The sequence below is a fragment of the Streptosporangium album genome (assembly GCF_014203795.1).
Classification (GTDB): Bacteria; Actinomycetota; Actinomycetes; order Streptosporangiales; family Streptosporangiaceae; genus Streptosporangium; species Streptosporangium album.
Map to the genome: position 1 here is coordinate 4,895,841 of NZ_JACHJU010000001.1, position 23,322 is coordinate 4,919,162.

The following is a 23,322-nucleotide window of genomic DNA, read 5'->3' on the forward strand; positions in this document are numbered from 1 at the left end:
GCCCTGGCCCCATGTCAGGGCCAGGGCTGTGTTGAACAGAGCAGGGTCAGGGCGTGATGAACAGAGCGTCGCCTACGGTCCGCTCACTGCCGTCCGAAGGACGGTTGATGACCTTGTGGCCGACAACCATCGCACTCGATCCGCCACCGTCGAGGTTTATGGCCTGCTTGGCACCCAGCCAGCGCATCAGCTGAGCCGCCTCCACCATTGAGGCGCCCACGGTGACACCGGGATTGCGTCCGTCCACCGTGACCAGGATCAGGCCGCCGGACTTGGTGACGCCGGCCATCGTGCGGGGGTGGCGACGGAGCATCATGTTGAAGGATGCCTGTCCGTCGGCTTGGGCGGTAATCCGCACCTGGCCGTTTCTCACGAGCCCCACGCCGCCGCCCATGATGTATGTCTCCGGGGTGAGCGGCACGGTCCGTTTGGTCCGCAGGTCGATGACCCTGGTGTCGAGCTTCATGGTGGAGGTCTCCAGGGCGTGTTCCAGCAGCCAGTCGGCCATGACGCCGGTGCCATGGAGCACGTAGGTGCCGCGCGAGACGATGCCGCCACCCTCGCGGACCTTGATGATCTTACCTTGGGCGTCGACCACGATCTCGGTCCCGCCGTCGGCTGCGGTCTTGGTGCCGAACTCCTCGGTGTAAAGGACGAGTTCGTCCGTTCCGGCAGCCCGGTTGATACCTTTGACCTCGGTCTTCGCCCCGTCAGCCGGGGTCGCGGTGATAGTCGTCTTCAGCTCGGTGATCTGGATCTTGCGACCGGTGATGACGACGCCGCTGCGACCGGGTACCGCTTCGCTGAGAAGTTTGCCTCCCACCACTGAAATCCCCATCGGGTCGCCCTGGAGCGCCTTGGGCGTGTGAATGTTGAAGAAGCCGCCGTTGACGCCGGCGATGGCCCCGGCCCGCCTGGCCATCGAGCTGGTCGTCTCGCGCTTGGCGACGCTGGCCCCGACACTCGTTCTGAACGATCCCTTGAAGACCTTGGGGTCCACCATCAGGACGTTCATGGTCCAGGGCCCGGTGGTCTGCAGGCCGTCGTCAGCGAGATAGTCGGTCTTGGCCCGGATGTCGAACTCCTTGAGTTCCTTCACCACCTTGTCGGCCTTGGCGCGTTCCGCGAATGTCCATAGCCCGATGCGGACAAGGTAACGGTCCACGGCCGGAGCGTCCGCGGCGGCGGGTTGCGTGACCTTCTGCACGGCCGGGGTGAACCCGGCGGCCTGGACCTCCGCCGCTCTGGTCTGAGCGGTGGTCAGCCCGCCGTCCTCGTGCCCATTGGGCATGAGCACCGTCACGGTCCATCCCTCGGTGGACTTCCCCTGTTTCAGGCTGAAAAGGTCTACGCCCGGCACCACGCTGCGCTGGTTCTTGACCGGAGCGGCGCTGTTGCCAAGCGGAAACGTCGAGGTGGGGAAGGTCAGGCTCGCCCCGTCGGCTTGGGCGGGAATTGCTGTGACGCTGAGTGCTATGGCAGAAAGCCCGACGACGATACGTCGCGACATGTATGTCTCTCTCCCCGTTAGTGACCAAGACTTCGGTGCACCATCGTGCCGAGATCTTCCTGCCAAGGGGAGCGAAACGCGTTAAACATCCCAAGAAAGTGTTGTCACGCGGACCGTCTCATGTGAGAGGCGATGGAATTCTGATAGTCCGAAACTGCCTCGACCGGGCTAATCGCGCTGGTCAATAGGGGTTAGTCCCCACCGTTTCACTGCGGTGACGGCACCAGGGCGCTACGGTTCAGTACGCCGCACTCCTCAGATCAAGCGGCACTCTTTCCGAGAGGCAGCCATCATGGGGCTGAACATTCTCATCGTGATCATCGCAAGCATGGTCCTCGGATTCATTCTTGGCGTGATCACGGCGCGACCGCGTCGCTGGGATCTCTACGTCTGCGCCGATGACACCATCCACGTGGACGTCGCATCCGATCAGGACGGTTAGCGGGCGCGACCAGACAGGCGCAGGCCGTACGGAATCTGGGTCCGGTACGGCTTGCGCCGTGGTCGGTCCTCAGCTCAGGGAGTGATACACCTTCCGGAGTGTCTCGTGGACGATCCAGGTTGTCTTGGCGCCGTCGGCGAGGAGACAGACCGTGCCCGGGGTGAGTTCGATGGTGGCACCGCCCTCGACCTCCACGGTGGCCCGGCCGGACATGACCACGAAGATCTCATCATGTTCGACGTCGATCACCGTGCCCGGGGTGATCTCCCAGATGCCCCGGCTCTGTGAGCCGTCGGGTGAGGGCCACAGCTCGATCGAGGAGATCTGCGGCGAGCCGGCCAGGATCTGGGCGGGCTCCAACTCGTCAGGTGACAGCTGCACGCCGTCCGTGGGGACGGCGAAGATCCCGGCGGCGGCGACCATGCGGGCCAGGTCGGCGGTCTCGGGGACGAGGATGTCGGGCATGGGGACCTTTCAGGTGCGGATGTTGTCTCTCCGGAACGACTCCTGCGCCAGGAGGGCGACATGAAGGGAGAGACAGGACTCGACATCGTCCAGGTTGGTGTCGAGAATCCGTTCCAGCCTGCGGAGCCGGTCGTAGAAAGCCGGCCGGGACAGGTGAGCCTTCTGGGCCGCGACGGCCTTGTTACGGCCGGAGTCCAGGTAGATCCGGAGGATCCTGGTCAGGTCGCCACCGCGCTGGGCGTCGTGGGCCAGCAACGGGCCGAGTTCGCGTTCGGCGAAGGTCTGCAGACGGGCGTCGTCTCTCAACAGGTGGAGCAGGCCACGTAGGCGCAGGTCGGGCAGGCGGTAGAAGGCTCGGCCGTCGGGTTGCCTGACGGCTACGTCCGCGACCTGCTCCGCCTCCAGGAAGCTGCGCCGTACGTCACGGAGGGATTCGACCACCGAACCCGCGGCGAGTACGAACGGGGTGGTGAAGGCCACGCGCAGACGGTCGGCGAGCATGACCAGGGTGGGTTCGGCCGAGGTGCGTGGGGGCAGCGGGAGCAGGACGCCGATGCGGTTCTGGTTCAAGGCGCCGACCAGGGCGGGGAGGCGGGCCTCGCGGCAGGCGGCGGCGGTGGCGTCGGCCAGCTCACCGAGCCGGGCGAGCTGCTCCTGGCCGTCCAGCGGGCTCTCCGGTTGCTCGGCAAGCCGGAGCACCACACTGATCAGCTTGCGACCGGTCAGCGGGACGCCGACCGCTCGGGCGCGGGCGGCGGCCTCGTCGGGGTCGGCGTAGGCGTGAGTCAGAATGCCGGTGATGATCGTGCCGTGGGCCTGGCGTTCCAGTGACTCCTGGTGACGCTCCAGCAGGCGGCCCAGGGCGAGGGTGGTCGCGGCGCGTTCGGCGAGCACGATCTCGCGTGGGCCGGGCTCGCCGCCGCAGAGCAGGATCAGCCTGCCCCAGTCCTGGCCGCGCGCGCCGACCATGGTGACCAGCCATCCGGAGGCCGAGTCGTAGGCGGTGCGCTGGTCCGGGGCCACGGCCCTGGAACGTGTCTCCCAGCTCGCCAGCAGCGTTCCGGTGTCGCGCCCGGCCGTCTCGCAGGCCAGCACCTGGTGGGCGAGGTTCTCCAGGAGCACCGGCCGCCCGGAGAGCCGTGCGACCTGGCTGAGAACCTCGGCGGGAGACGCGCCCTCGACCGACAGCTCGGTGAAGACCTCGTGAAGCTGCTCGGAGGCGCGCAGCTCCTCCAGCTGGATGTCGATGATCCTGGCGTGGACCGACTCGGTGATCTGCACGAACGGGGTCTCGCGGGCCAGTGTGATCAGTGGCAGGCCGTGCTGCTCGGCGGCGGTGACCACGCTACGGGGCAGCTCCCTGACGAACTTGCGGCCCAGTTCCACGATCAGTCCGGACGCACCGACGGCGGCCAGTTCGCCGACGTAGTCGGCCAGCATCTCGGGGTCGTCGGGGAGCGCGATGCCGGTGGTGAGCACCAGCTCGCCGCCACGGAGCAGGTGGGCGATGTCGGTGACCTCGCCGACGTGCACCCAGCGCACCCGGGTGTCGAGTCGGTCGGCTCCCGCGACGACTCGGGGATTGCCTCGGCGGACGGTGTCCAGGGAGAGAACGTCGGCGATGGTAGGGAGCACAGGCCGAGACTATCCGATCATATTGTAATTTCGGACAGTAGTTACTTTACATTATGTTCTATTGGTCTGCCTTCGCGTCGTATCCGGCGGAGAAAAGGTGTCAGCCGTGGGAGCCGACGGCTGTATCCCCGAACCGGCCGATGGGATGGCGGACAGGGCTCCGGGTGCCGACGCCCGGCGACCGATACCCGGTGGTGCAGGGCGGGGGTGCCGATGGCCTGACTCCCGGTGGCGGGAGTCAGCCGCCGATGGTTCCGCCGTCGCCACGGGCTCCCGATCGCGCGTCCGGCGCCGCCGGGGGATCCGCCGGAGGGGGGATCGAGCGGTTCAGCCGGGCTTCCAGACCGTCGAGGAGGCAGGTCAGGCCGAACTCGAAGTTGAGAGCCCTGGAGGTGTCGACGTCCATCTCGCTGAACTCGGCGTAGCGGGCGACCAGTTCGGGATAGTCGGCCGCGGCCCTGCGCACCGTCGGCTGCATGGCGGCGTTCCACTCGTTGGAGTCGAGGCCCGATCTGTCCAGCGCGGCATTCCAGGAGATCTCGGGCGCGGTGACCCCGGCCACGTAGGACATGAGTGCTGAGGCGGCGTAGTGCTGGTCGATGTCCCGGAATCCGGCGTGCTCGAAGGTGCGGATCAGCCGGCTCAGAATCCGCATCGCGTTGGGCCCGATGGAGGGGACCTTTCCGACGAGGTTGATCGCCCAGGGATGCTGGAGGAGTATCTGGCGCATGCCGTAGGCGAAGGAGGAGGCGGCGTTGCGCCAGGTGGTCTCCTCGACGTCCAGGACGGTGAACCCGCCGTAGACCTCGTCGAGGACGAGTTCGAGCAAGTCGTCCTTGGTGGCCACGTGCCAGTAGATGCTGGTCGCGCCCGACCCGAGCCGGGTGGCCAGACGGCGCATGCTCAGTGCCTCCAGCCCCTCGGCGTCGAGCAGCTGCACGGCCACGCGCACGATCTGCGCCCGGCTGAGCGTCGAGCTCTTGGCGGCCCGTGGTTCGCGCAGCCAGACGGAGCTGAAGCACTGGTTCACGGACTCAGCATAAATCCACTCGCACACCATTCGATTTTATCGTACGGTGTGCGAGTGAAATCGAACACTGTACGAGATGAACGCGATCCCCGGCGATGGTGGATCCTTGGGGTGCTCTGCCTGAGCCTGCTGGTCCTCGTGGTGGACAACACCGTCCTGAACCTGGCCATCCCGGCTCTGATGACCGATCTCGGTGCCAGCCCCTCGGACATCCAGTGGATCATCGACGCCTACGTCCTGGTCTTCGCCGGACTGCTGCTCACCTCGGGCAGCCTGTCCGACCGCTACGGGCGCAAGCGTTTCCTGATCATCGGTCTCGTGCTGTTCGGCGGGGCCTCACTGATCGCGCTGCTGGTCACCGAGCCCTGGCAGCTCATCGGCGCCCGCGCGCTGATGGGCGTCGGCGGGTCCATCCTGATGCCGAGCACCCTGTCGATCCTGATCACCGTCTTCGACGACGACGAGCGCCGCAAGGCCATCGCCGCCTGGAGCGCGGTGGCCATGGTCGGCGTGATCGCCGGTCCCACGCTGGGCGGGTTCCTGCTGGAGCACTACTGGTGGGGCTCGATCTTCCTGCTCAACGTGCCGATCACGGTCGTCGCCGTCGTCGCGACCGTGCTGCTGATGCCCGAGACGCGTGGCCCGGCGCGGAGACTCGACCCGGTCGGCGTGCTGCTGTCCACCGTCGGCATGAGCGCCCTGGTGTTCATGGTCATCTCGGCGCCCGGCAAGGGCTGGACCTCGCCGCAGGTGCTGGTCGCCGGGGTGCTGGCCGTGCTGGCACTGGGGTCGTTCGTGTTCTGGGAGCGGAGGGCGGAGCACCCGATGCTGCCGCTCGGACTGTTCCGTGACCGCAACTTCAGCGGTTCGTCGTTCTCGATCGTGCTGATGTCGTTCGGTACGGGCGCGCTGCTGCTGATGCTCACCCAGTATCTGCAGTTCGTGCTGGGCTACGGTCCCATGAAGGCGGGGTTGGCGCTGCTGCCGTACGCCGTGGCCGCCGCGCTGTTCAACGGGGTCGGCGCCGGCCTGGGGCAGCGGGTCAGCAACCGGACGCTGGTCGCCGCCGGTCTCGGCGTGATGGCCCTCGGCTTCGGCGTGCTCGCCTTCATGACCGCCGACACCGGGTACGGCACGCTGATCACCGGCCTCATGCTCATGGGAGTCGGCGGCGGACTCGCCGGGCCCGCGGCGTACGCGACCCTGATGGGGGCGGTGCCGCCCGAGCACGCCGGCGTGGGATCGGCGCTCAACGACACCGTCCAGCAGGTGGGCATGGCGCTGAGCGTGGCCGTGCTCGGCAGCGTGCTGGCCGGGGTCTACACCTCGTCGATGCCCGAGGGCGCCCCGGCCGCCGCGCGAAGCTCGATCGGCGAGGCGCTGCTGCTCGGCGACCCGGGACTGGCGCGGACCGCGCGGGAGGCGTTCGTGTCGGCCATGTCCTTCGGCTCCTGGGTGGGCGCCGCCTTCACCCTCGCGGCCGCCGCGCTGGCGTTCACGGTGCTCCGTCCGGCTCCCAAGGTCCCGGCCTCAGCGCCGGACCTGGTGGAGACGGGGAGCTGAGAGGTTCTCCAGGCTGTCGAGTTTGTGTGTCCGCTCGTCGTGGCCGATCTGGCGGCGGGGTGTCCGGCAGACTCGCTGACGCCCCGTACAGGTCTGCTCTCCGGGCTCTGCCCCCGGTCTCATCCGGCTCCTTCGGAAACGGCCCCGGCGCGCCGTCCGGCAACCGGCGGACATGAGATGGAGAGCGGGATGTCTCGCTGACATCATGATGGATTCAGGGGCGACCTTCCGACATGTTGACGGTATGAGTGGTGGCTCAGAGCCGGGATACTCGACATATGCCGGACCTTCTTGCGCGCCACCGGGCGGTAATGCCCAACTGGATGGCCCTTTACTACAACGAGCCCATTGAGATCGTCAGCGGTAAGGGCAACCGGGTCGTCGACGCCTCGGGCACGACCTACCTGGACTTCTTCGCGGGCATCCTGACCAACATGATCGGGTACGACGTGCCCGAGGTGCGTGAGGCCGTCGAGCGCCAGCTCGCCACCGGCGTCGTGCACACCTCCACGGTCTATCTCCTCCGCGGGCAGGTCGAGCTCGCGGAGAAGATCGCCAAGCTGTCCGGCATCAAGGACGCGAAGGTCTTCTTCACCAACTCCGGCACCGAGGCCAACGAGACCGCGCTGCTGCTGGCGACCTACGCGCGTAAGTCCGACCAGGTGCTCGCCATGCGGCAGAGCTACCACGGCCGCTCCTTCGGCGCGGTCAGCGTGACCAGCAACCGCGCTTGGAAGAACAACTCGCTGTCCCCGCTGAACGTCCACTTCCTGCACGGCGCGGACCGCCACCTCACCCAGTTCCGCGGCCTGTCGGACGCCGACTACATCGCGGTGTGCGTGGACGACCTGCGCCACGTGCTCTCCACCGGGGTCTCCGGCGACGTCGCCGCGCTGATCGCCGAGCCGATCCAGGGGGTGGGCGGGTTCACCATGGCCCCCGACGGGCTGTTCGCCGCCTACAAGGAGGTCCTGGACGCCGAGGGCATCCTGTTCATCTCCGACGAGGTGCAGACCGGCTGGGGCCGTACCGGGTCGGCCTTCTTCGGCATCCAGAACCACGGTGTCACGCCGGACATGATGACCTTCGCCAAGGGCCTGGGCAACGGTTTCGCGGTCGGCGGCGTCGTGGCGCGCGGTGACCTGATGGACAACCTGCACGCGGTGGGCCTGGCGACCTTCGGTGGCAACCCGATCTCCATGGCCGCCGCCAACGCCACGCTGGACTACGTGCTCGACCACGACCTGCAGACCGGCGCCGCCCGGACCGGCGCCCTGATCATCGACGGGCTCCGCGAGGCCGCGCCACGCCTGCCGATCGTCGGTGACATCCGCGGCAAGGGCCTGATGTTCGCGGTCGAGCTGGTCGACCCGGCGACCGGTGAGCCCTCTCCGGCGCTCGCCGCCCGGTTCATGGAGGAGACGCGGAAGGCCGGTCTGCTGGCAGGCAAGGGCGGCCTGTACGGCAACGTGCTCCGCATGGCCCCGCCGCTCACCCTGACGATGGAGGAGGCCGCCGAGGGCCTCGGGATCATCGTCACCGCGCTCGAAGCCATCAACGCCGAGGTCGTCTCATGAAGAACGTCACCCACTGGATCAACGGAGCCCCCGCCGAGGGCGGCGGCCGTACGTCCGAGATCTTCAACCCCGTGACCGGGAAGGTCAGCGGGCGGGTCCACCTCGCCTCGGTGGACGAGGTCGACGCCGCCGTGGCCGCCGCGGCGGCGGCCTACCCGGCCTGGCGGGACGCCTCGCTGGTCAGGCGCTCGCAGGTGCTGTTCCGCTTCCGCGAGCTGATGGACGCCAATCGCGACGAGCTGGCCCGGCTCATCTCCGCGGAGCACGGCAAGGTCCACTCAGACGCGCTGGGCGAGGTGGCCCGGGGCCTGGAGGTCGTGGAGTTCGCCTGCGGCATCCCGCACCTGCTCAAGGGCGGTTTCTCCGAGGGCGTCTCCACCCGGGTCGACTCCTACTCCATCCGTCAGCCGCTGGGCGTCGTCGCCGGGATCACCCCGTTCAACTTCCCGGCCATGGTGCCGATGTGGATGTTCCCGATCGCGATCGCCGCCGGCAACGCCTTCATCCTCAAGCCTTCGGAGAAGGACCCGTCCGCGTCGCTGCTGATGGCCTCCCTCTGGAAGGAGGCCGGGCTGCCGGACGGGATCTTCAATGTCGTCCAGGGCGGCAAGGTGGCGGTGGACCGGCTGCTGGAGCACCCGGACGTGCGCGCCGTCTCGTTCGTGGGGTCCACGCCCATCGCCAGATACGTCTACGAGACCGCCACCTCCCACGGCAAGCGGGTCCAGGCGCTCGGCGGTGCGAAGAACCACATGCTCGTGCTCCCCGACGCCGACCTCGACCTGGTCGCCGACGCGGCGGTGTCGGCGGGCTTCGGCTCGGCCGGTGAGCGCTGCATGGCGATCTCGGTCGTGCTGGCCGTCGATCCGGTCGGCGACGAGCTGGTCGACAAGATCGTCGCCCGGGTCTCCGCGCTGACCGTGGGTCCCGGCGACGACCCCGCCTCCGAGATGGGCCCCCTCGTCACGGAGGTCCACCGTGACAAGGTCGCCTCCTACCTCGACCTGGGTGTCTCCGAGGGGGCCAAGCTGGTGGTGGACGGCCGCCGGACCCTGATTGCCGGCGGCGCGGCCGCCGCCGAGACCCCGGGCTTCTGGCTCGGCCCGACGGTCCTCGACCACGTTCCGGCCGGCTCCCGCGTCCATCGGGAGGAGATCTTCGGCCCGGTCCTGGCGATCGTGCGCGTGTCCTCCTACGAGGAGGGGCTGAAGCTGATCAACGATGGCGAGTTCGGCAACGGCACCGCGGTCTTCACCAACGACGGGGGCGCCGCCCGGCGTTTCCAGAACGAGGTGGAGGTCGGCATGATCGGCGTCAATGTGCCGATCCCGGTGCCGATGGCCTTCTACAGCTTCGGCGGCTGGAAGGCCTCGCTGTTCGGCGACACCCACGTTCACGGGACCGAGGGCGTGCACTTCTACACCCGTGGCAAGGTCGTCACCTCACGCTGGCTCGACCCGAGCCACGGCGGCGTCAACCTGGGATTCCCGACCAACGGCTAGACCCGTACGGCCGACGGCCTCTCCTCGGCGTGGTCCAGGAGTCTCCGCTCCGCGTGGTCCAGGAGCAGAGCCAGTTTCCTCGCCGCGGCCGAAGGCGAGGTGGCGGTCGGCGGGATGCCGGGCGCTGTTCAGGCGCAGGTACGGCCGCCGTCTCGGCGGCGACCGCCTCCCAGTCGGGATAGAACGTGGACGCCTCCGGGTGCGGGAACGCATGGCGTCCGGGTGACGAACATCGAGCCCGGCCTGACGGACACCGAACTGGCATCCCACATCGACAACCCGGAGTTGGGCGCGGACGGCCAGCTCGGTGAGATGTTCGACGCGCTCGGCTCACTGTCCGCCGACGAGATCGCCGACCTGGTCGGCTACGTGGCCAGCCGGCCCAGGCACGTGAATCTCCGTCAGATCATCGTGATGCCCACCCGCCAGGCGTGACCTGGACGTCCCGGGGGGCGCGGAGCCGGTTGAGGCGCGCCCGCCGACGGCGGGGAGCCCCGGGTCTTCTGCCGGCAGGTGGGAGGGCAGGTAGGCTCCGGACAGGTCGGCAGCGGCATCGTGGGGGAAGTGATGAGCAGGGACAGGCTCCGCCGTACACATCTCGGCGCGCTGGCGAGCGGGTTGGCGCTTGCCGCGATGGCCCCGTCGGGGGCCGCGGGTGCGGTTCAGCCGTCGGGGAGCCCGTCTGCCCCGAGCACTCCTCCGGCGTCGCCCGGCCGGAGTGCCGCTCCCAGCTCAAGCCCTGGCTCCAGCGCAAGTCCGACACCCTCGGCGTCCATCGGCAAAGGGGAGGGCACGCTACAGGTGCTCACCTTCCAGGGCCATGTCGAGTACGGCGGGACCAGCTCCGCGGTGAACTGGGTCACCCCGTTCGAGCGGAAGACCGGATGCCGGGTCGTGAAGCTCGACCGGGTGAGGACGGGTGAGGAGATGGCCGCCAAACTCGCCGGCAACTCCTACGACGTCATCTCGCCGCCGCCGGACCTGGCCGGGCAGCTGGTGGCGGAGGGTAGTGTCGCACCGGTCGACACCTCCCTGGTCGAGGGCTACCAGGACATCCCCAAGCTGTTGCGTGAGCTGCCCGCCATGCGGCAGGGGGGCAAGGTCTACGGCATCCCGTACCTGTGGGGGGTCAACCAGGTCGTCTACGAGCAGGGCAGGCCGCAGGGGCCCGAGGCCCTCTACACGACCGCGCCCGTGGCGATCAGGGACAGCCCGCTGAGCATCGCCGACGCCGCGCTCGCGCTCAGGCGGGCCAGCCCCGGACTCGGGATCAAGGATCCGTTCCAGCTCACCCCCGCCCAGCTCGACGCCGCGGTGAAGCTGCTCGCCGAACGGGACGGCCCCGATCGGGTCTACTGGAAGGACTCCCTCGATCTGATCCGGGTCCTCGCGACGAGGGCGGTGCGGCTGGCGCAGGCCCTGCCGTACCACCGGGATCTCTTCAAGCGGGCGGGCCGGCCGATGAAGGCGCTGGACAGGTCACCGATGACCGGGTGGGTCGACCCGTGGATGCTCTCGGCCAGACCCGCCAGTCCGAACTGCGCCTACAAGTGGCTCAACTGGACCGCCTCGGCCGGTGTGCAGCGCTCGGCGGCCGCCTGGACGGGTCTCGCCCCGGCCAATCCCAAGGCGTGTGCCAAGCGCGCCCAGCGCATGTGCGACGTCTACCACGTCCGCGACGACGACTGGATCCGGCGCGTCTCCTTCGCCGTCCGCCCGGCGAAGGATTGCGGCGGCGGGGGCGGGGGCGGGGAATGCACCGACTACACCGACTGGATGCAGAGATGGAAGAACCTCGTGAAATGAGCGGGGATCCGGTGACCTGAGCTTGACGGGCCGCGGGCACGCCCATCCCCCGCTGGGTGCGGCCTGCCAGGAGCGCTCCGGATGTTCCCCCGACTCCGGAGCGCTCCGTTTCTCCGTAGCCATGTCTGCTCTTCCTTGAAATCGCCACGGTTTCCGTCGCGTTTATCAACATCAACAATGGATTCAGCGGTAAGCCATGCCCAAACTATTGGCTGGTTGACCAGTCAGCCAGTAGGCTCCCGGCATGAGAATCCTTCTTGTGGGAGCGGGCGGGGTCGGCTCCGCCGTGGTTCCGATCGCCGCGCGCCGAGATTTCTTCGAACACATCGTGGTGGCCGACTCCAGACAGGACCGCGCCGCGGAGACCGTGGCCAAGATCGACGATCCGCGCTTCAGCGCCATCGGGCTGGACGCCTCCGACCAGGCGGCGGTCGAAGCCGCTCTGGCCGAGCACCGCTGTGACGTGCTCTTCAATGCCGTGGATCCGCGTTTCACCATGCCCCTGTTCCGGGCCGCGCTCAACGCCGGGGCGCACTACCTCGACATGGCGATGTCGCTGTCGCGACCGCACCCCCGGAGGCCGTACGAGCTGACCGGGGTGAAGCTGGGCGACGAGCAGTTCGCGCTGGGCGACGCCTGGCGCGCCAAGGACAGGCTGGCGCTGGTGGGCATGGGCGTGGAGCCCGGGCTCGCCGACGTGTTCGCCCGCTACGCGGCCGAGCACCTCTTCGAGAGCATCGAGGAGATCGGCATCCGCGACGGGTCGAACCTGGTGGTCGAGGGCTACGACTTCGCGCCGACCTTCTCCATCTGGACGACCATCGAGGAGTGCCTCAACCCGCCGGTGATCTGGGAGGACGGCGAATGGCACACCACCGAGCCGTTCAGCGAGCCGGAGGTCTTCGACTTCCCCGAGGGGATCGGCCCGGTCGAGTGCGTGAACGTCGAGCACGAGGAGGTGCTGCTCGTCCCGCGCTGGATCGACGCCAGGCGGGTGACGTTCAAATACGGTCTCGGTGAGGAGTTCATCGACGTCCTGAAGACCCTGCACAAGCTCGGCCTGGACAACGCGGGCAAGATCCGGGTCGGCGGCGTCGAGGCCTCGCCCCGGGACGTCGTCGCCGCCAGCCTGCCCGACCCGGCCACGCTCGGTGACCGGATGCGCGGCAAGACCTGCGCCGGCACCTGGGTGAAAGGCGTCGGCAAGGACGGCGAGCCGCGCGAGGTCTACCTCTACCACGTGGTCGACAACGAGTGGTCGATGCGCGAGTACGGCTGCCAGGCCGTGGTCTGGCAGACCGCCGTGCACCCCGTCGTCGCGCTGGAACTGCTGGCCACCGGCGGCTGGTCGGGCACGGGAGTGCTGGGCCCCGAGGCGTTCGACGCCGTGCCGTTCCTGGACCTGCTCACCACCTACGGCTCGCCGTGGGGCATGCGCGACCAGGCCGGCCAGGCGCTTCTGTCCGCCTGACCCGGCGCTGCCCGACCCGAAACGCCGGCGTACGGTCCCCGAGTCCGCACGCTGCCGACGTCGGCCCTCCCGGGGGCGGCGGCCATGGATCACCTGGCCGCCGCCCTTCGGCGCGTCGGGCGCAAAGCGTGATGACGCCACTGAAACCTGTGGCGTCAGGCAGCTAGCCGCCTACTGACCGTCATCTGTTACAGAATCCGGACATCACGAATCCGGATCGTTACATCAGGTGGCGGAGGCGGTCCTCCTTCGCCGGTATCGTTTCGCTCATCCCGGGCCAAAGAAGTCATAACGGGATTAAGCGCGCGCTAATGGGGAACAAGCGACGCCCGCACCTGCGGGTCTCCTTCGCCGCCCCTCGCGCTCCCGAGCGACACACGAGGGGAGGACGATGGGCACCTACCTGCTGAAGCGACTGATCAGCAACATCCTGCTGGTAGCCATCGCCGCGAGCATGGCGTACTTCCTCGCCGCCACGAGCCTGAACCCGAGGGCCAAGTACGAAGGCCGCCAGCCGCCGGTGGCGGAGGCCGTCGTCGACGCGACACTGGACGACTACAACCTCAACGACAAGACGCCGGTCTTCGAGCGCTACGTCACCTGGGTCTCCGGCGTCGTCACCGGCGACCTCGGCAGGACCTGGGAAGGCAAGTCGGTCAACGAGGAGATGGGCCGCCGTATCGGCGTCAGCCTCCGGCTGCTGCTCATCGGCACGATCATCGGCTCCGGTGTCGGTATCGCCGTCGGCGCCTACGCCGCGGTCAGGCAGTACAAGATCAGCGATCGGGTGGTCAGCGTGACCTCCTTCGTCATCATGGCGATCCCGGTCTTCGTGATCGCGACGATGCTCACCATCGGGGCGGTCGGGCTCAACAACTCCCTGGGTTTCACCCTGCTGGAGTACACCGGCGAGTACAGCCCGGGGCTGAGCGGCTGGGCGCAGTTCACCAACCGGCTCAACCATCTGATCCTGCCGACGATCTCACTCTCCCTCGGGCAGATCGCGTTCTACAGCCGGATCCAGCGCAACATGATGCTGGACGTGCTGGGCCAGGACTTCGTCCGCACCGCCAGGGCCAAGGGGCTCAGCCGCAGGAAGGCGCTGCTCAAGCACGCGTTGCGGACCGCGTTGATCCCGGCCGCGACCTACTTCGCCTTCGCCTTCGGCACGCTGCTGACCGGGGCGACCTTCACTGAGAACATCTTCGGCTGGAACGGCATGGGGGCCTGGCTGGTGAGCTCGATCCAGCAGAACGACACCAACGCGGTCGCCGCGGTGAGCCTGTTCGCGGCGGTGTGCGTCCTGGTCGCCGGCCTGCTGTCCGACCTCGTCGTGGCCGCCCTCGACCCCCGGGTGCGGGTGAGCTAGATGCGATCGAAAGTCGTCCTCACCCGCATGCTGCGCAACCCACAGGCCCGCTACGGCCTGATCGCGCTGCTCCTGCTCCTGGCGCTCGCCTACGTCGGCCCGTTCGTCGGCCCCCACGACTGGACCGAGAAGGACTTCCTGGCCTTCCTGGAGGGACCCTCGGCCGAGCACTGGTGGGGCACCACCCAGATCGGCCAGGACGTCTACGCGGTCACCCTGCGCGGCATGCAGAAGTCGATCGTCATCGGCTTCCTCGTCGCCCTCTTCTCCACCGGCGCCGCCGCCCTGGTCGGCGCCGCCGCCGGCTACTTCGGCGGGTGGGTGGACAGGGCCCTGATGTGGGGCGCGGACCTGCTGCTCGTGCTGCCCAGCTTCCTGATCATCGCGATCCTCTCGCCGAACCTCAAGGGCGGCTCGTGGCTCTGGTTCGTGGTCCTGCTCGGCGCCTTCTCCTGGATGATCACCTCCCGGGTGGTGCGGAGCATGACGCTCTCCCTGCGTGAACGGGAGTACATCCTGGCCGCCCGTTACATGGGCATCCCCGGCTGGAAGATCATTCTTAGGCACATCGTGCCGAACCTCTCGTCCCTGCTGATCATCGACGCCACGCTCAACGTCAGCGGCGCGATCATCGGCGAGGCGGCCCTGTCGTTCTTCGGGTTCGGCATCCAGCCGCCCGACGTCTCGCTCGGCACACTGATCGCGGACGGAAGCAGCAAGGTCACCGGCTACCCCTGGCTGTTCCTCTTCCCCGCCGGACTGCTCGTGCTGCTCGTGCTCAGCATCAACCTCATCGGCGACGGCCTGCGGGACGCACTCGACCCGGGGAGCAACCAGTGAACGAGCGGATCGGCACACAGGGCGGGCTCGGCGGATCAGCCACCGGCACGGACGCGCCCATCCTCGAGGTCAACGACCTCAACGTCACCTTCCGTGGCGGCATCAAGGCCGTCCGGGGCGTGAGCTACCAGCTCAGCCGGGGCGAGGTGCTCGGGATCGTCGGTGAGTCGGGCTCCGGCAAGTCCGTCACCTCGCTGGCGGTGATGGGCCTGCTCCCACCGGGCGCCGAGATCAGCGGCTCGGTCAGGCTGCACGGCCAGGAGCTGCTCGACATGCCGGAGGAGAGGCTCACCGGGCTCCGCGGCAAGTCCATCGGCATGATCTTCCAGGACCCGCTCTCGGCCTTCACCCCCGTCTACACCATCGGTGACCAGATCGCCGAGGCGGTGCGGATCCACCAGAAGGTCGGCAAGGACGCGGCCGCGAAACGGGCCGTCGAGCTGCTGGACCTGGTCGGCATCCCGCATCCGGACGTGCGGGCCAGGGCGTTCCCGCACGAGTTCTCCGGCGGCATGCGCCAGCGTGCCATGATCGCCATGGCCATCGCCAACGACCCCGACGTGCTGGTCTGCGACGAGCCGACCACCGCGCTCGACGTCACCATCCAGGCCCAGGTGCTGGAGGTGCTCAAGACCGCGCAGCGGGAGACCGGCGCCGGCATCGTGATGATCACCCATGACCTGGGGGTCGTCGCCGGCATCGCCGACCGGGTGCTGGTCATGTACGCCGGCAAGCCGGTCGAGCTCGGCACCGTGGACGAGATCTACTACCGCCCGCGCATGCCGTACACGATGGGCCTGCTCGCCTCGATCCCGCGGATGGACCGCCCGGAGGGGCGGCTGGTCCCGATCGAGGGGAACCCGCCCTCGCCCGCCGCGCTGCCGCCGGGCTGTCCTTTCGCACCGCGCTGCCCGATGCGGGTCACCGCCTGCGACGAGGTGGAGCCCGACCTGGAACGGGTCGGTTCCGGCGGCCGGCGGGCGGCCTGCATCCGCTCGCACGAGATCGACCTCAAGGGCCTCGACGGCGCCACGATCTACCCCGTGCCCGAGGCTCCCGCCGAGACCGTGCCGCGCGGGCCGCGGGACGGGCGGGAGACCGTGCTGAGGGTCGAGAACATGGTCCGGCACTACCCGCTCATGAAGGGCGCGGTGTTCAAGCGCCGGGTCGGCACCGTGCACGCGGTGGACGGCATCAGCTTCGACATCGCCGAGGGCGAGACGCTCGCCCTGGTCGGCGAGTCGGGCTGCGGCAAGACCACCACGCTCCAGCAGATCATGCAGCTGGAGGCGCCGCAGGGCGGCACGGTCGTCGTGCTCGGCAAGGACAGCGCCGCGCTGGCCAAGGCCGACCGCAGGGCGCTCCGCAGGGACCTGCAGATCGTCTTCCAGGACCCGATGGCCGCGCTCGACCCGCGGATGCCGGTCGGCGACATCCTCGCCGAGCCGCTCCGCGCGCACGGTCACAAGGACGTCAGGGGCCGGATCGCCGAACTGCTCACCCTGGTGGGCCTGGACCCCGGCCACGCCGAGCGCTACCCGCAGCACTTCTCCGGCGGGCAGCGCCAGCGCATCGGCATCGCCCGCGCCCTGGCCCTGGAGCCCAAGCTGATCGTGCTCGACGAGCCGGTGTCGGCGCTGGACGTGTCCATCCAGGCGGGTGTGATCAACCTGCTGGAGGACCTGAAGGCCCGGCTCGGCCTGTCCTACCTGTTCGTCGCCCACGACCTGTCGGTGGTCAGGCACCTCGCGGACCGGATCGCGGTCATGTATCTCGGCAAGATCGCCGAGATCGGCACCGTCGACGAGGTGTACGGCAGGCCCGCCCACCCCTACACCCGGGCGCTGCTGTCGGCGATCCCGTTGCCCGACCCCGAACTGGAGCGCTCACGCGAGCGGATCCTGCTCGAAGGCGACCTGCCCAGCCCGGCCGACCCCCCGTCCGGCTGCCGGTTCCGCACCCGTTGTCCCAAGCGCGCCCTGCTGGGCGAGGCGCAGGCGCGCAGGTGCGAAGAGGAAGAGCCCATCGTTGTCCGGCTCGCGGCTGCCGCCGACCACGGCGCCGCCTGCCACTATCCCGAGGAGACCGAGGTCCTTCCGACCTCTCGTCCCTGACAACCCCTGTTGGAGGAACACGTGAAGGTTGGTTACAAGGCGGTCGCCGGAACCGCACTCCTGGCGATGGCCCTCACGGCCTGCGCCGGTGGCGGTGCCGAGAAGCCGGAGGCCGCGTCGAGCCAGGCCGCACAGGAGCAGGCCGCCACGCTTCCCGGAAGCACGACCAACCCGGTCGCCTACGACCAGGTCGCCGACGGCGGCACGGTGAAGCTGGCGCTCAACCAGTGGCAGGCGCAGTGGAACTACAACCAGGTCAACGGCACCAACGCCAACACCGACGATGTGATCGAGCCGCTGATGCCGTTCGTCGCCATCGCCAACGACAAGGCCGAGGTCGTCAACAATCCGGACTACGTCACCGAGTGGAAGATGGAGCTCACCGGGGGCAAGCAGACCGTCACCTACAAGATCAATGACAAGGCCGCGTGGTCGGACGGCACGCCGATGACCTACAAGGACTTCCAGGCTCAGTGGAAGGCCCTGAACGGCGAGAACAAGAAGTATCAGGTCTCCTCGACCGACGGTTACGACCGGGTCGAGTCGGTGGAGAAGGGCGCCACCGACAAGGACGTGGTGGTGACCTTCGCCAAGAACTACCCGGACTGGAAGGGTATGTTCTCCCCGCTCTACCCGGCCTCGGCGAACGAGACGCCCGAGGCGTTCAACAAGGGCTGGGTCGACAAGATCCCGGTCACCGCGGGCCCGTTCAAGGTCGAGTCCATGGACCAGACCAGCAAGACCGCCACGCTCGTCCGCGACGACAAGTGGTGGGGCCAGAAGGCCAAGCTCGACAAGGTCATCTTCCGTACCCTCCTGGACACCGCCAAGCTGAACACTTTCGCCAACGGCGAGATCGACGCGGTGGAGATCCCGGCGAACGCCGCCGACCTCAAACGGGCCAAGGAGGTGGCGAACGCCGACATCCGCAAGGCCGCGGCCCCGAACTGGCGCCACTTCACCGTCAACGGCTCCTCGGAGTTCCTCAAGGACAAGTCGGTCCGTCAGGCCATCCAGCTCGGCATCAACCGCGAGGTGATCGCCCAGTCCGACCTCAAGGACATGGACTGGCCGATCCAGACGCTCAACAACCACGTCTACATGAACACCCACAAGGGTTACGTGGACAACTCCGGTGAGCTCGGCAAGTACAACCCGGAGAAGGCCAAGCAGCTCCTGGACGCCGCCGGCTGGAAGCAGGAGGGGGAGTACCGCAAGAAGGACGGCAAGGAGTTCGCGCTCCGCTTCATCGTCCCCGCCTCGCTGCCCACCTCCAAGCAGGAGGGTGAGCTCACCCAGGCGATGCTGAAGGAGATCGGCGTCAAGGTCACCATCGAGCCGGTCCCCGACGACAAGCTCTTCGACGACTTCATCATCCCCGGCAACTTCGACATCGCCCCGTTCGCCTGGCTGGGCACGCCGTTCCCGAATGGTTCCCTGCCGCAGATCTACAAGACGCCGGAGAGCGCCGAGAACTTCGGCAGCAACTTCCCGCGCATCGGCACCCCCGAGCTGGACGCGCTGATCGACCAGGCCGCGGGTGAGATGGACCCGGCCAAGGCGGTCGAGCTGGGCAACGCGGCGGACAAGCTGATCTGGGACGAGGTGCACACCATCCCGATGTACCAGCGCCCCGACATCTACGCCACCAAGAAGACCCTGGCGAACTACGGCGCCTTCGGCTTCGCGGACAAGAACTGGACGGCCGTCGGTTACACCAAGTAACCACCGGAACGTTACGTGCCCTCCCTCGCTCTCGCGGGGGAGGGCACGTCCGTTTTTCTCCGTCCCTGTCCGGGCAAGGACGGAGAGCTTAGGAGAAGGCCGCGCGGCGAGGGAGAGGGTAGACGTTCTCCTGGAGGTCCTGGATGAGCCCGTCCGCACACTCCGGGCAGGCGAACAGAGCCCCGTCGTCGGGCAGGCGGCCGATCCTGATCCGCGGGCGCGGCCACTTCTTGTGGCAGGCCACGCAGGCATCGCCCTCACGTTGGGTGCGGGTCAAACCCTCAGGATCGAACGTCAGCGTGTTCCGCGCCGTTCTGCTCGGTCCCCAGTTCATCGCGCCTCCCGTCTTGATCGCGCAGTGTCGTATCGGAACCGTTATAACGCCGTCACGGCCCGTGATCGCTTTGGTAGATGTCAAGCGGTGGTTAAATCACTCCCTCGCTGCAGGTCGTACAGCAGCAAAAGGGGCACCCGGTCGCAAGCCGGGTGCCCCTTTTATCGTGATCTAAACGGTCAGACCTCGCTGATGGCCTTCTCCAGAATCACCAGGCCCTCTTCCAGGAGATGGTCGGGCATGACCAGAGGCGGCAGGAACCGCAACACGTTGCCGTAGGTGCCTGCGGTCAGCACGAGCAGCCCCTCGGCGTGACACCTCTTGGCGATCTCACCCGCCGCGGTGGGGTGCGGGTCCTTGGTGCCGGGGACCACCAGTTCGATGGCGATCATCGCGCCGCGGCCGCGCACGTCGCCGATCACCGGGCTCTTCCCGGCGATGGCGCGCAGCCGGGGGAGCATGACCTCGCCGATGTGGCGGGCCTTGCCGGTCAGGTCGTCGGCCTCGATGGTCTCCAGCACGCCCAGCGCCGCCTCGCAGGCGAGCGGGTTGCCGCCGTAGGTGCCGCCCAGCCCGCCGACGTGGACCTTGTCGAGGAGTTCGGCGCGGCCGGTGACGGCCGACAGGGGCAGGCCGCCCGCGATGCCCTTGGCGGTGACGATGATGTCCGGGACGATGCCCTCGTCCTCGCAGGCGAACAGGTCGCCGGTGCGCGAGAAACCGGTCTGGACCTCGTCGGCGATGAAGACGATGCCGTTCTCGCGGCAGAACTCCGCGATCCTGGGCAGGAAGCCCTTGGCGGGCTCGATGAAACCGCCCTCACCCGCGATCGGCTCGATCACCACGGCGGCCACGTTCTCCGCGCCGATCTGCTTGGTGATCTGGTCGATCGCCTGGGCGGCGGCCTCCTCCGCGCAGTTCTCCGGGCCCGTGGGCCAGCGGAAGGGGTAGGCCAGCGGCACCCGGTAGACCTCGGGGGCGAACGGGCCGAACCTGTGCTTGTAGGGCAGGCTCTTGGCCGTCAGCGACATCGTCAGCAGGGTCCGGCCGTGGTAGCCGTGGTCGAACACGACGACCGCCTGACGCCCCGTGGCGTGCCGGGCCACCTTGACCGCGTTCTCCACGGCCTCGGCGCCGCTGTTGAGGAGGAAGGTCCGCTTCTCGTGGTCGCCGGGCGTGAGCTCGTTGAGCTTCTCGCATACCTCGACGTAGGACTCGTACGGCGTGACCATGAAGCAGGTGTGGGTGAAGTCCGCCACCTGCTTCCGCACCCGCTCGACCACGCGCGGGGCGGCGTTGCCGACGCTCGTCACCGCGATGCCGGAGCCGAAGTCGATCAGCGAGTTGCCGTCGGCGTCGACGACGACACCACCGCCGGCGTGCGTCACGAAGACCGGCAGCGTGGTGCCGATGCCCTGGGGAACGGCGGCCTGCTTGCGCGCGAACATCTCGCGGGACTTCGGGCCGGGGATCTCGGTGACGACCCGGCGCTCCTGCGGAAGCGAGGGGCCGCCCTGGGGGACGGTGCTCATACTGTGACGGTATGTCGCACATGTCGATGTACGGATGATGCACTATGGCAAAATTGCGGTAGCACTCTGGCCGTATCGTACAAATCGGGGGTGGTTGTGGCGCCGACGCTCCGCACCGTCGTGCGGCGCCTGCCGCTCAAGCTCAGCCTGCTCACCGGGCAGGACGCGCTCGACCGGCCGGTGCGCTGGGTGGCGGTCAGCGAGCTGGAGGACCCGACCCCGTTCCTGGAGGGCGGCGAGCTGGTCCTCACCACGGGCATGCGCCTGGACGCCGGCAACGCCGGGCCGTACATCGACCGGCTGGTCGGCAGGGAGGTCACCGGGCTCGGGCTGGGCGTCGGACTGGGGCACGAGACGATCCCGGCCGAGCTGGTGGACGCGGCGGCCCGGGCGGGGCTGCCGCTGATCGAGGTGCCGCGAACCACCCCGTTCGTCGCGATCGGCAAACTGGTCAGCGACCTGATCGCCGCCGAGCAGTACGACGAGATCAGACGCGCCTTCGCCACCCAGGGCCGCCTCACCCGCGCCGCCCTCCGTCCCGAGGGGCCCCGCGCGGTGATCGAGTGCCTGGCCCGCGAACTCGGCGGCTGGGCCGTCCTGCTCGACGAGGCGGGAGCCGTACGGCACGCGGCGGGGAAGGGGGCGGCCGCCATAACCGGACTCACCCCCGAACTGGAGCGCCTGAGGAAGCCCGCGGGCGGGAGCACGCCCGCGACCCTGGCGCTCTCCACGCCGCAGGAGCACGTCATCGTGCAGCCGCTCGGCGCCCGCCGCGTCAGGGGCTTCTTCGCGGTCGGCCTCGGACGTCCCTTCACCCCGGTCGCGCACACCGTGGTCAACGCCGCCGGCTCCCTGCTGACACTCGCCGTCGAACACGGCCGCGAGCATCTGGCGGCCGAGCGCAGGGTCCGTTCGGCGGTGCTACGGCTGCTCCTGGCCGGGGAGACACAGGCCGGCCAGGAGGCATTGGAACGGCTGGGGAGCGGACTCCCCGGCGGGCCGCTGGTGGTGCTGGCCGTCGGCGGCGACCAGGAGGCGGTGCTGGAGGCCGCAGGCGACGAGTTCGCGGTGGCCGTGGACGACCGGGTGGTGGCCGTCGTCGCGGCAGACCAGGCAGACAAGGCGGTCTCAGCGCTGCGGGAACACGGTCCGGTCGGGATCGGCTCCCCGGTCGGCCTCGACGATCTGCGCACCGGGGTGGACCAGGCAGACCGGGCGCTCACCTCCGCCCGCCGTACCGCCGGGCGGGTCGTCCGCTCCGCCGACCTCGCGGGCCAGGGTCTGTTGTCGCTGCTGGACCCTGCCGCGACCACGGCGTTCTCCTCGGCGCTGCTCGCCCCGCTGCGCGAGTACGGCTCGCGCGCCGACCTGCTGGAGTCCCTCCGCGCCTACCTGGCGTGCAACGGCCACTGGGACGCGGCGGCGCAGCGGCTCGGCGTGCACCGGCACACGCTGCGCTACCGCATGCGCCGGGTCGCCGAACTCCTCGGCCGTGACCTCGACGACCCGGCGGCCCGCGCCGAACTCTGGGTCGCGCTGGCCATGACGGGCTGACCGGCCGCGCCGCGGCGAACGGGCGGGCTCAGGACCTGTCGACCAGATAGCGCGAGATGGTGGCGTAAGTGACCGCGTCGTAGGTGTGGCTGTCACGCAGGTGGCCCGCACGCTCCAGGCTGATGGCCCCCTGGGCGGCGGCCCAGAGGGCGTCCGCGATCTTCCTGGGCTGGGTGGGGATGATGTATCCCGACGAGATGCAGTCGGCGATCACCCGGTCGAGAATGTTGAGCGCCGCCCGGGCCAGGGTCCTGGCCCGCTCGCTCGGCAGGAAACCGGGGATCGCCCGTTCGAACATCAGGGCGTAGTAACCCGGCTCGGCCAGCGCGGCCTCCCGGTAGGCGGGGCCGAGGGCGGTCAGGTGCTCCAGCGCGTTCCGGCGTGCGGGAACGGACTCCAGACGTCGCCGGAAGCGTTCGAAACCCTCCAGATAAAGCGCCTCTGCCAGGCCTTCCTTGCTGCCGAACATGGTGTAGATGACGGTCGTCGAGCATCCGGCCTCGGTGGCGATGCGGCGCATCGACAGGCTCTCGGGACCGATGGTGACGAGGAGGTGGCTGGCCACGTCGAGCAGTCTGCCGCGGAGCTCGTCCTGGCCCGCCCGTTCGCCGAGCAGATAGGCGCCCTGCAGTCCGCGTGGCGCCGAGGAGGTCATGCAGCCGCGCCCTTCCGCTCATGGGGAGTTGCATTCTGTGACTTAGCCAGGGCAGAGATCTCTCAAACCGCTGGCATGTAAGAAATATCCTTAACGCACCACATTTTCGTTACAGGCAAGCAGGGGAAATATTTTTATGCGTAACGGCGCACCAGTGCAAGCGTCTTGTGCGTAGTGGAGTAAAGCCGCCCCCCGGCC

Annotated in this window: 20 protein-coding genes; 12 read left to right on the forward strand and 8 right to left on the reverse strand. The window is 68.6% G+C overall.

Features of this window, described 5'->3' with window-relative positions:
- Positions 1-46: 46 nt before the first annotated feature.
- Entirely contained in the window at positions 47-1,510 is a 1,464-nt protein-coding gene (locus tag FHR32_RS23370) for a phosphodiester glycosidase family protein (RefSeq protein ID WP_184756252.1), read from the reverse strand.
- A 292-nt stretch (positions 1,511-1,802) separates the two neighbouring features.
- On the opposite strand from FHR32_RS23370, the gene FHR32_RS23375 reads away from it, so the two are divergent.
- The gene (locus tag FHR32_RS23375) at positions 1,803-1,952 is read left to right on the forward strand and encodes a hypothetical protein (protein WP_184756253.1); all 150 of its coding nucleotides are present in this window, start codon (positions 1,803-1,805) and stop codon (positions 1,950-1,952) included.
- 69 nt (positions 1,953-2,021) lie between these two features.
- On the opposite strand, the gene FHR32_RS23380 is transcribed toward FHR32_RS23375, so the two are convergent.
- The 3 genes from FHR32_RS23380 to FHR32_RS23390 all read right to left on the reverse strand — a co-directional run bounded on the left by FHR32_RS23380 (position 2,022) and on the right by FHR32_RS23390 (position 5,082).
- Positions 2,022-2,417, reverse strand: a complete 396-nt coding sequence (locus FHR32_RS23380) for a cupin domain-containing protein (RefSeq protein WP_184756254.1) — start codon at positions 2,415-2,417, stop codon at positions 2,022-2,024.
- A 9-nt stretch (positions 2,418-2,426) separates the two neighbouring features.
- Entirely contained in the window at positions 2,427-4,052 is a 1,626-nt protein-coding gene (locus FHR32_RS23385) for a PucR family transcriptional regulator (protein ID WP_184756255.1), read from the reverse strand.
- A gap of 238 nt (positions 4,053-4,290) precedes the next feature.
- Positions 4,291-5,082, reverse strand: a complete 792-nt coding sequence (locus FHR32_RS23390) for a TetR/AcrR family transcriptional regulator (protein WP_312882624.1) — start codon at positions 5,080-5,082, stop codon at positions 4,291-4,293.
- A gap of 111 nt (positions 5,083-5,193) precedes the next feature.
- Between FHR32_RS23390 and FHR32_RS23395 the strand changes: the two genes are divergently transcribed.
- From FHR32_RS23395 to FHR32_RS23410, 4 genes are all read left to right on the forward strand, one after another.
- A complete protein-coding gene (locus FHR32_RS23395) occupies positions 5,194-6,645 on the forward strand; it encodes an MFS transporter (protein WP_312882625.1) in 1,452 nt (483 codons plus the stop codon).
- Between the two features lie 278 nt (positions 6,646-6,923).
- Positions 6,924-8,222 carry an aspartate aminotransferase family protein gene (locus FHR32_RS23400; RefSeq protein WP_184756257.1) on the forward strand — a complete coding sequence of 433 codons (1,299 nt, stop codon included), beginning with the start codon at positions 6,924-6,926 and terminating at the stop codon, positions 8,220-8,222.
- Positions 8,219-9,724, forward strand: coding sequence for a CoA-acylating methylmalonate-semialdehyde dehydrogenase (locus FHR32_RS23405; protein ID WP_184756258.1), 1,506 nt, complete (start codon positions 8,219-8,221; stop codon positions 9,722-9,724). Before FHR32_RS23400 ends, FHR32_RS23405 begins: the two co-directional genes overlap by 4 nt.
- 222 nt (positions 9,725-9,946) lie before the next feature.
- Positions 9,947-10,159 carry an SDR family oxidoreductase gene (locus tag FHR32_RS23410; RefSeq protein ID WP_221465525.1) on the forward strand — a complete coding sequence of 71 codons (213 nt, stop codon included), beginning with the start codon at positions 9,947-9,949 and terminating at the stop codon, positions 10,157-10,159.
- 227 nt (positions 10,160-10,386) lie between these two features.
- Here the strand turns inward: FHR32_RS23410 and FHR32_RS46090 are convergent, their stop codons facing one another.
- Positions 10,387-10,518, reverse strand: a complete 132-nt coding sequence (locus FHR32_RS46090) for a hypothetical protein (RefSeq protein WP_281390885.1) — start codon at positions 10,516-10,518, stop codon at positions 10,387-10,389.
- A gap of 7 nt (positions 10,519-10,525) precedes the next feature.
- Here FHR32_RS46090 and FHR32_RS23415 point away from each other — a divergent pair, with 7 nt between their 5' ends.
- The 6 genes from FHR32_RS23415 to FHR32_RS23440 all read left to right on the forward strand — a co-directional run bounded on the left by FHR32_RS23415 (position 10,526) and on the right by FHR32_RS23440 (position 19,049).
- Complete coding sequence (locus tag FHR32_RS23415) at positions 10,526-11,530, forward strand: extracellular solute-binding protein (RefSeq protein WP_184756259.1); 1,005 nt, start codon at positions 10,526-10,528, stop codon at positions 11,528-11,530.
- 244 nt (positions 11,531-11,774) lie between these two features.
- Positions 11,775-13,001, forward strand: a complete 1,227-nt coding sequence (locus FHR32_RS23420) for a saccharopine dehydrogenase family protein (protein ID WP_184756260.1) — start codon at positions 11,775-11,777, stop codon at positions 12,999-13,001.
- A gap of 391 nt (positions 13,002-13,392) precedes the next feature.
- On the forward strand, positions 13,393-14,370 hold the full coding sequence (locus FHR32_RS23425) for an ABC transporter permease (RefSeq protein ID WP_184756261.1): 978 nt from the start codon (positions 13,393-13,395) through the stop codon (positions 14,368-14,370).
- Entirely contained in the window at positions 14,371-15,210 is an 840-nt protein-coding gene (locus FHR32_RS23430) for an ABC transporter permease (protein WP_184756262.1), read from the forward strand.
- Positions 15,207-17,324 (forward strand): ABC transporter ATP-binding protein, encoded by a 2,118-nt coding sequence (locus tag FHR32_RS23435; RefSeq protein ID WP_312882626.1) that lies wholly within the window; start codon positions 15,207-15,209, stop codon positions 17,322-17,324. The genes FHR32_RS23430 and FHR32_RS23435 overlap by 4 nt, the downstream gene beginning before the upstream one ends.
- 21 nt (positions 17,325-17,345) lie before the next feature.
- Positions 17,346-19,049 carry an ABC transporter family substrate-binding protein gene (locus FHR32_RS23440; RefSeq protein WP_184756263.1) on the forward strand — a complete coding sequence of 568 codons (1,704 nt, stop codon included), beginning with the start codon at positions 17,346-17,348 and terminating at the stop codon, positions 19,047-19,049.
- A gap of 88 nt (positions 19,050-19,137) precedes the next feature.
- Here the strand turns inward: FHR32_RS23440 and FHR32_RS23445 are convergent, their stop codons facing one another.
- Together FHR32_RS23445 and gabT are read right to left on the reverse strand one after the other, a co-directional pair.
- Entirely contained in the window at positions 19,138-19,326 is a 189-nt protein-coding gene (locus tag FHR32_RS23445) for a hypothetical protein (protein ID WP_376773356.1), read from the reverse strand.
- A gap of 236 nt (positions 19,327-19,562) precedes the next feature.
- Positions 19,563-20,915 carry a 4-aminobutyrate--2-oxoglutarate transaminase gene (gabT, locus tag FHR32_RS23450; protein ID WP_184756265.1) on the reverse strand — a complete coding sequence of 451 codons (1,353 nt, stop codon included), beginning with the start codon at positions 20,913-20,915 and terminating at the stop codon, positions 19,563-19,565.
- A 90-nt stretch (positions 20,916-21,005) separates the two neighbouring features.
- Here gabT and FHR32_RS23455 point away from each other — a divergent pair, with 90 nt between their 5' ends.
- Complete coding sequence (locus tag FHR32_RS23455) at positions 21,006-22,469, forward strand: PucR family transcriptional regulator (RefSeq protein ID WP_312882628.1); 1,464 nt, start codon at positions 21,006-21,008, stop codon at positions 22,467-22,469.
- Positions 22,470-22,497: 28 nt separating this feature from the next.
- Here the strand turns inward: FHR32_RS23455 and FHR32_RS23460 are convergent, their stop codons facing one another.
- Positions 22,498-23,124, reverse strand: coding sequence for a TetR/AcrR family transcriptional regulator (locus FHR32_RS23460; protein WP_184756266.1), 627 nt, complete (start codon positions 23,122-23,124; stop codon positions 22,498-22,500).
- Between the last annotated feature and the right edge of the window lie 198 nt (positions 23,125-23,322).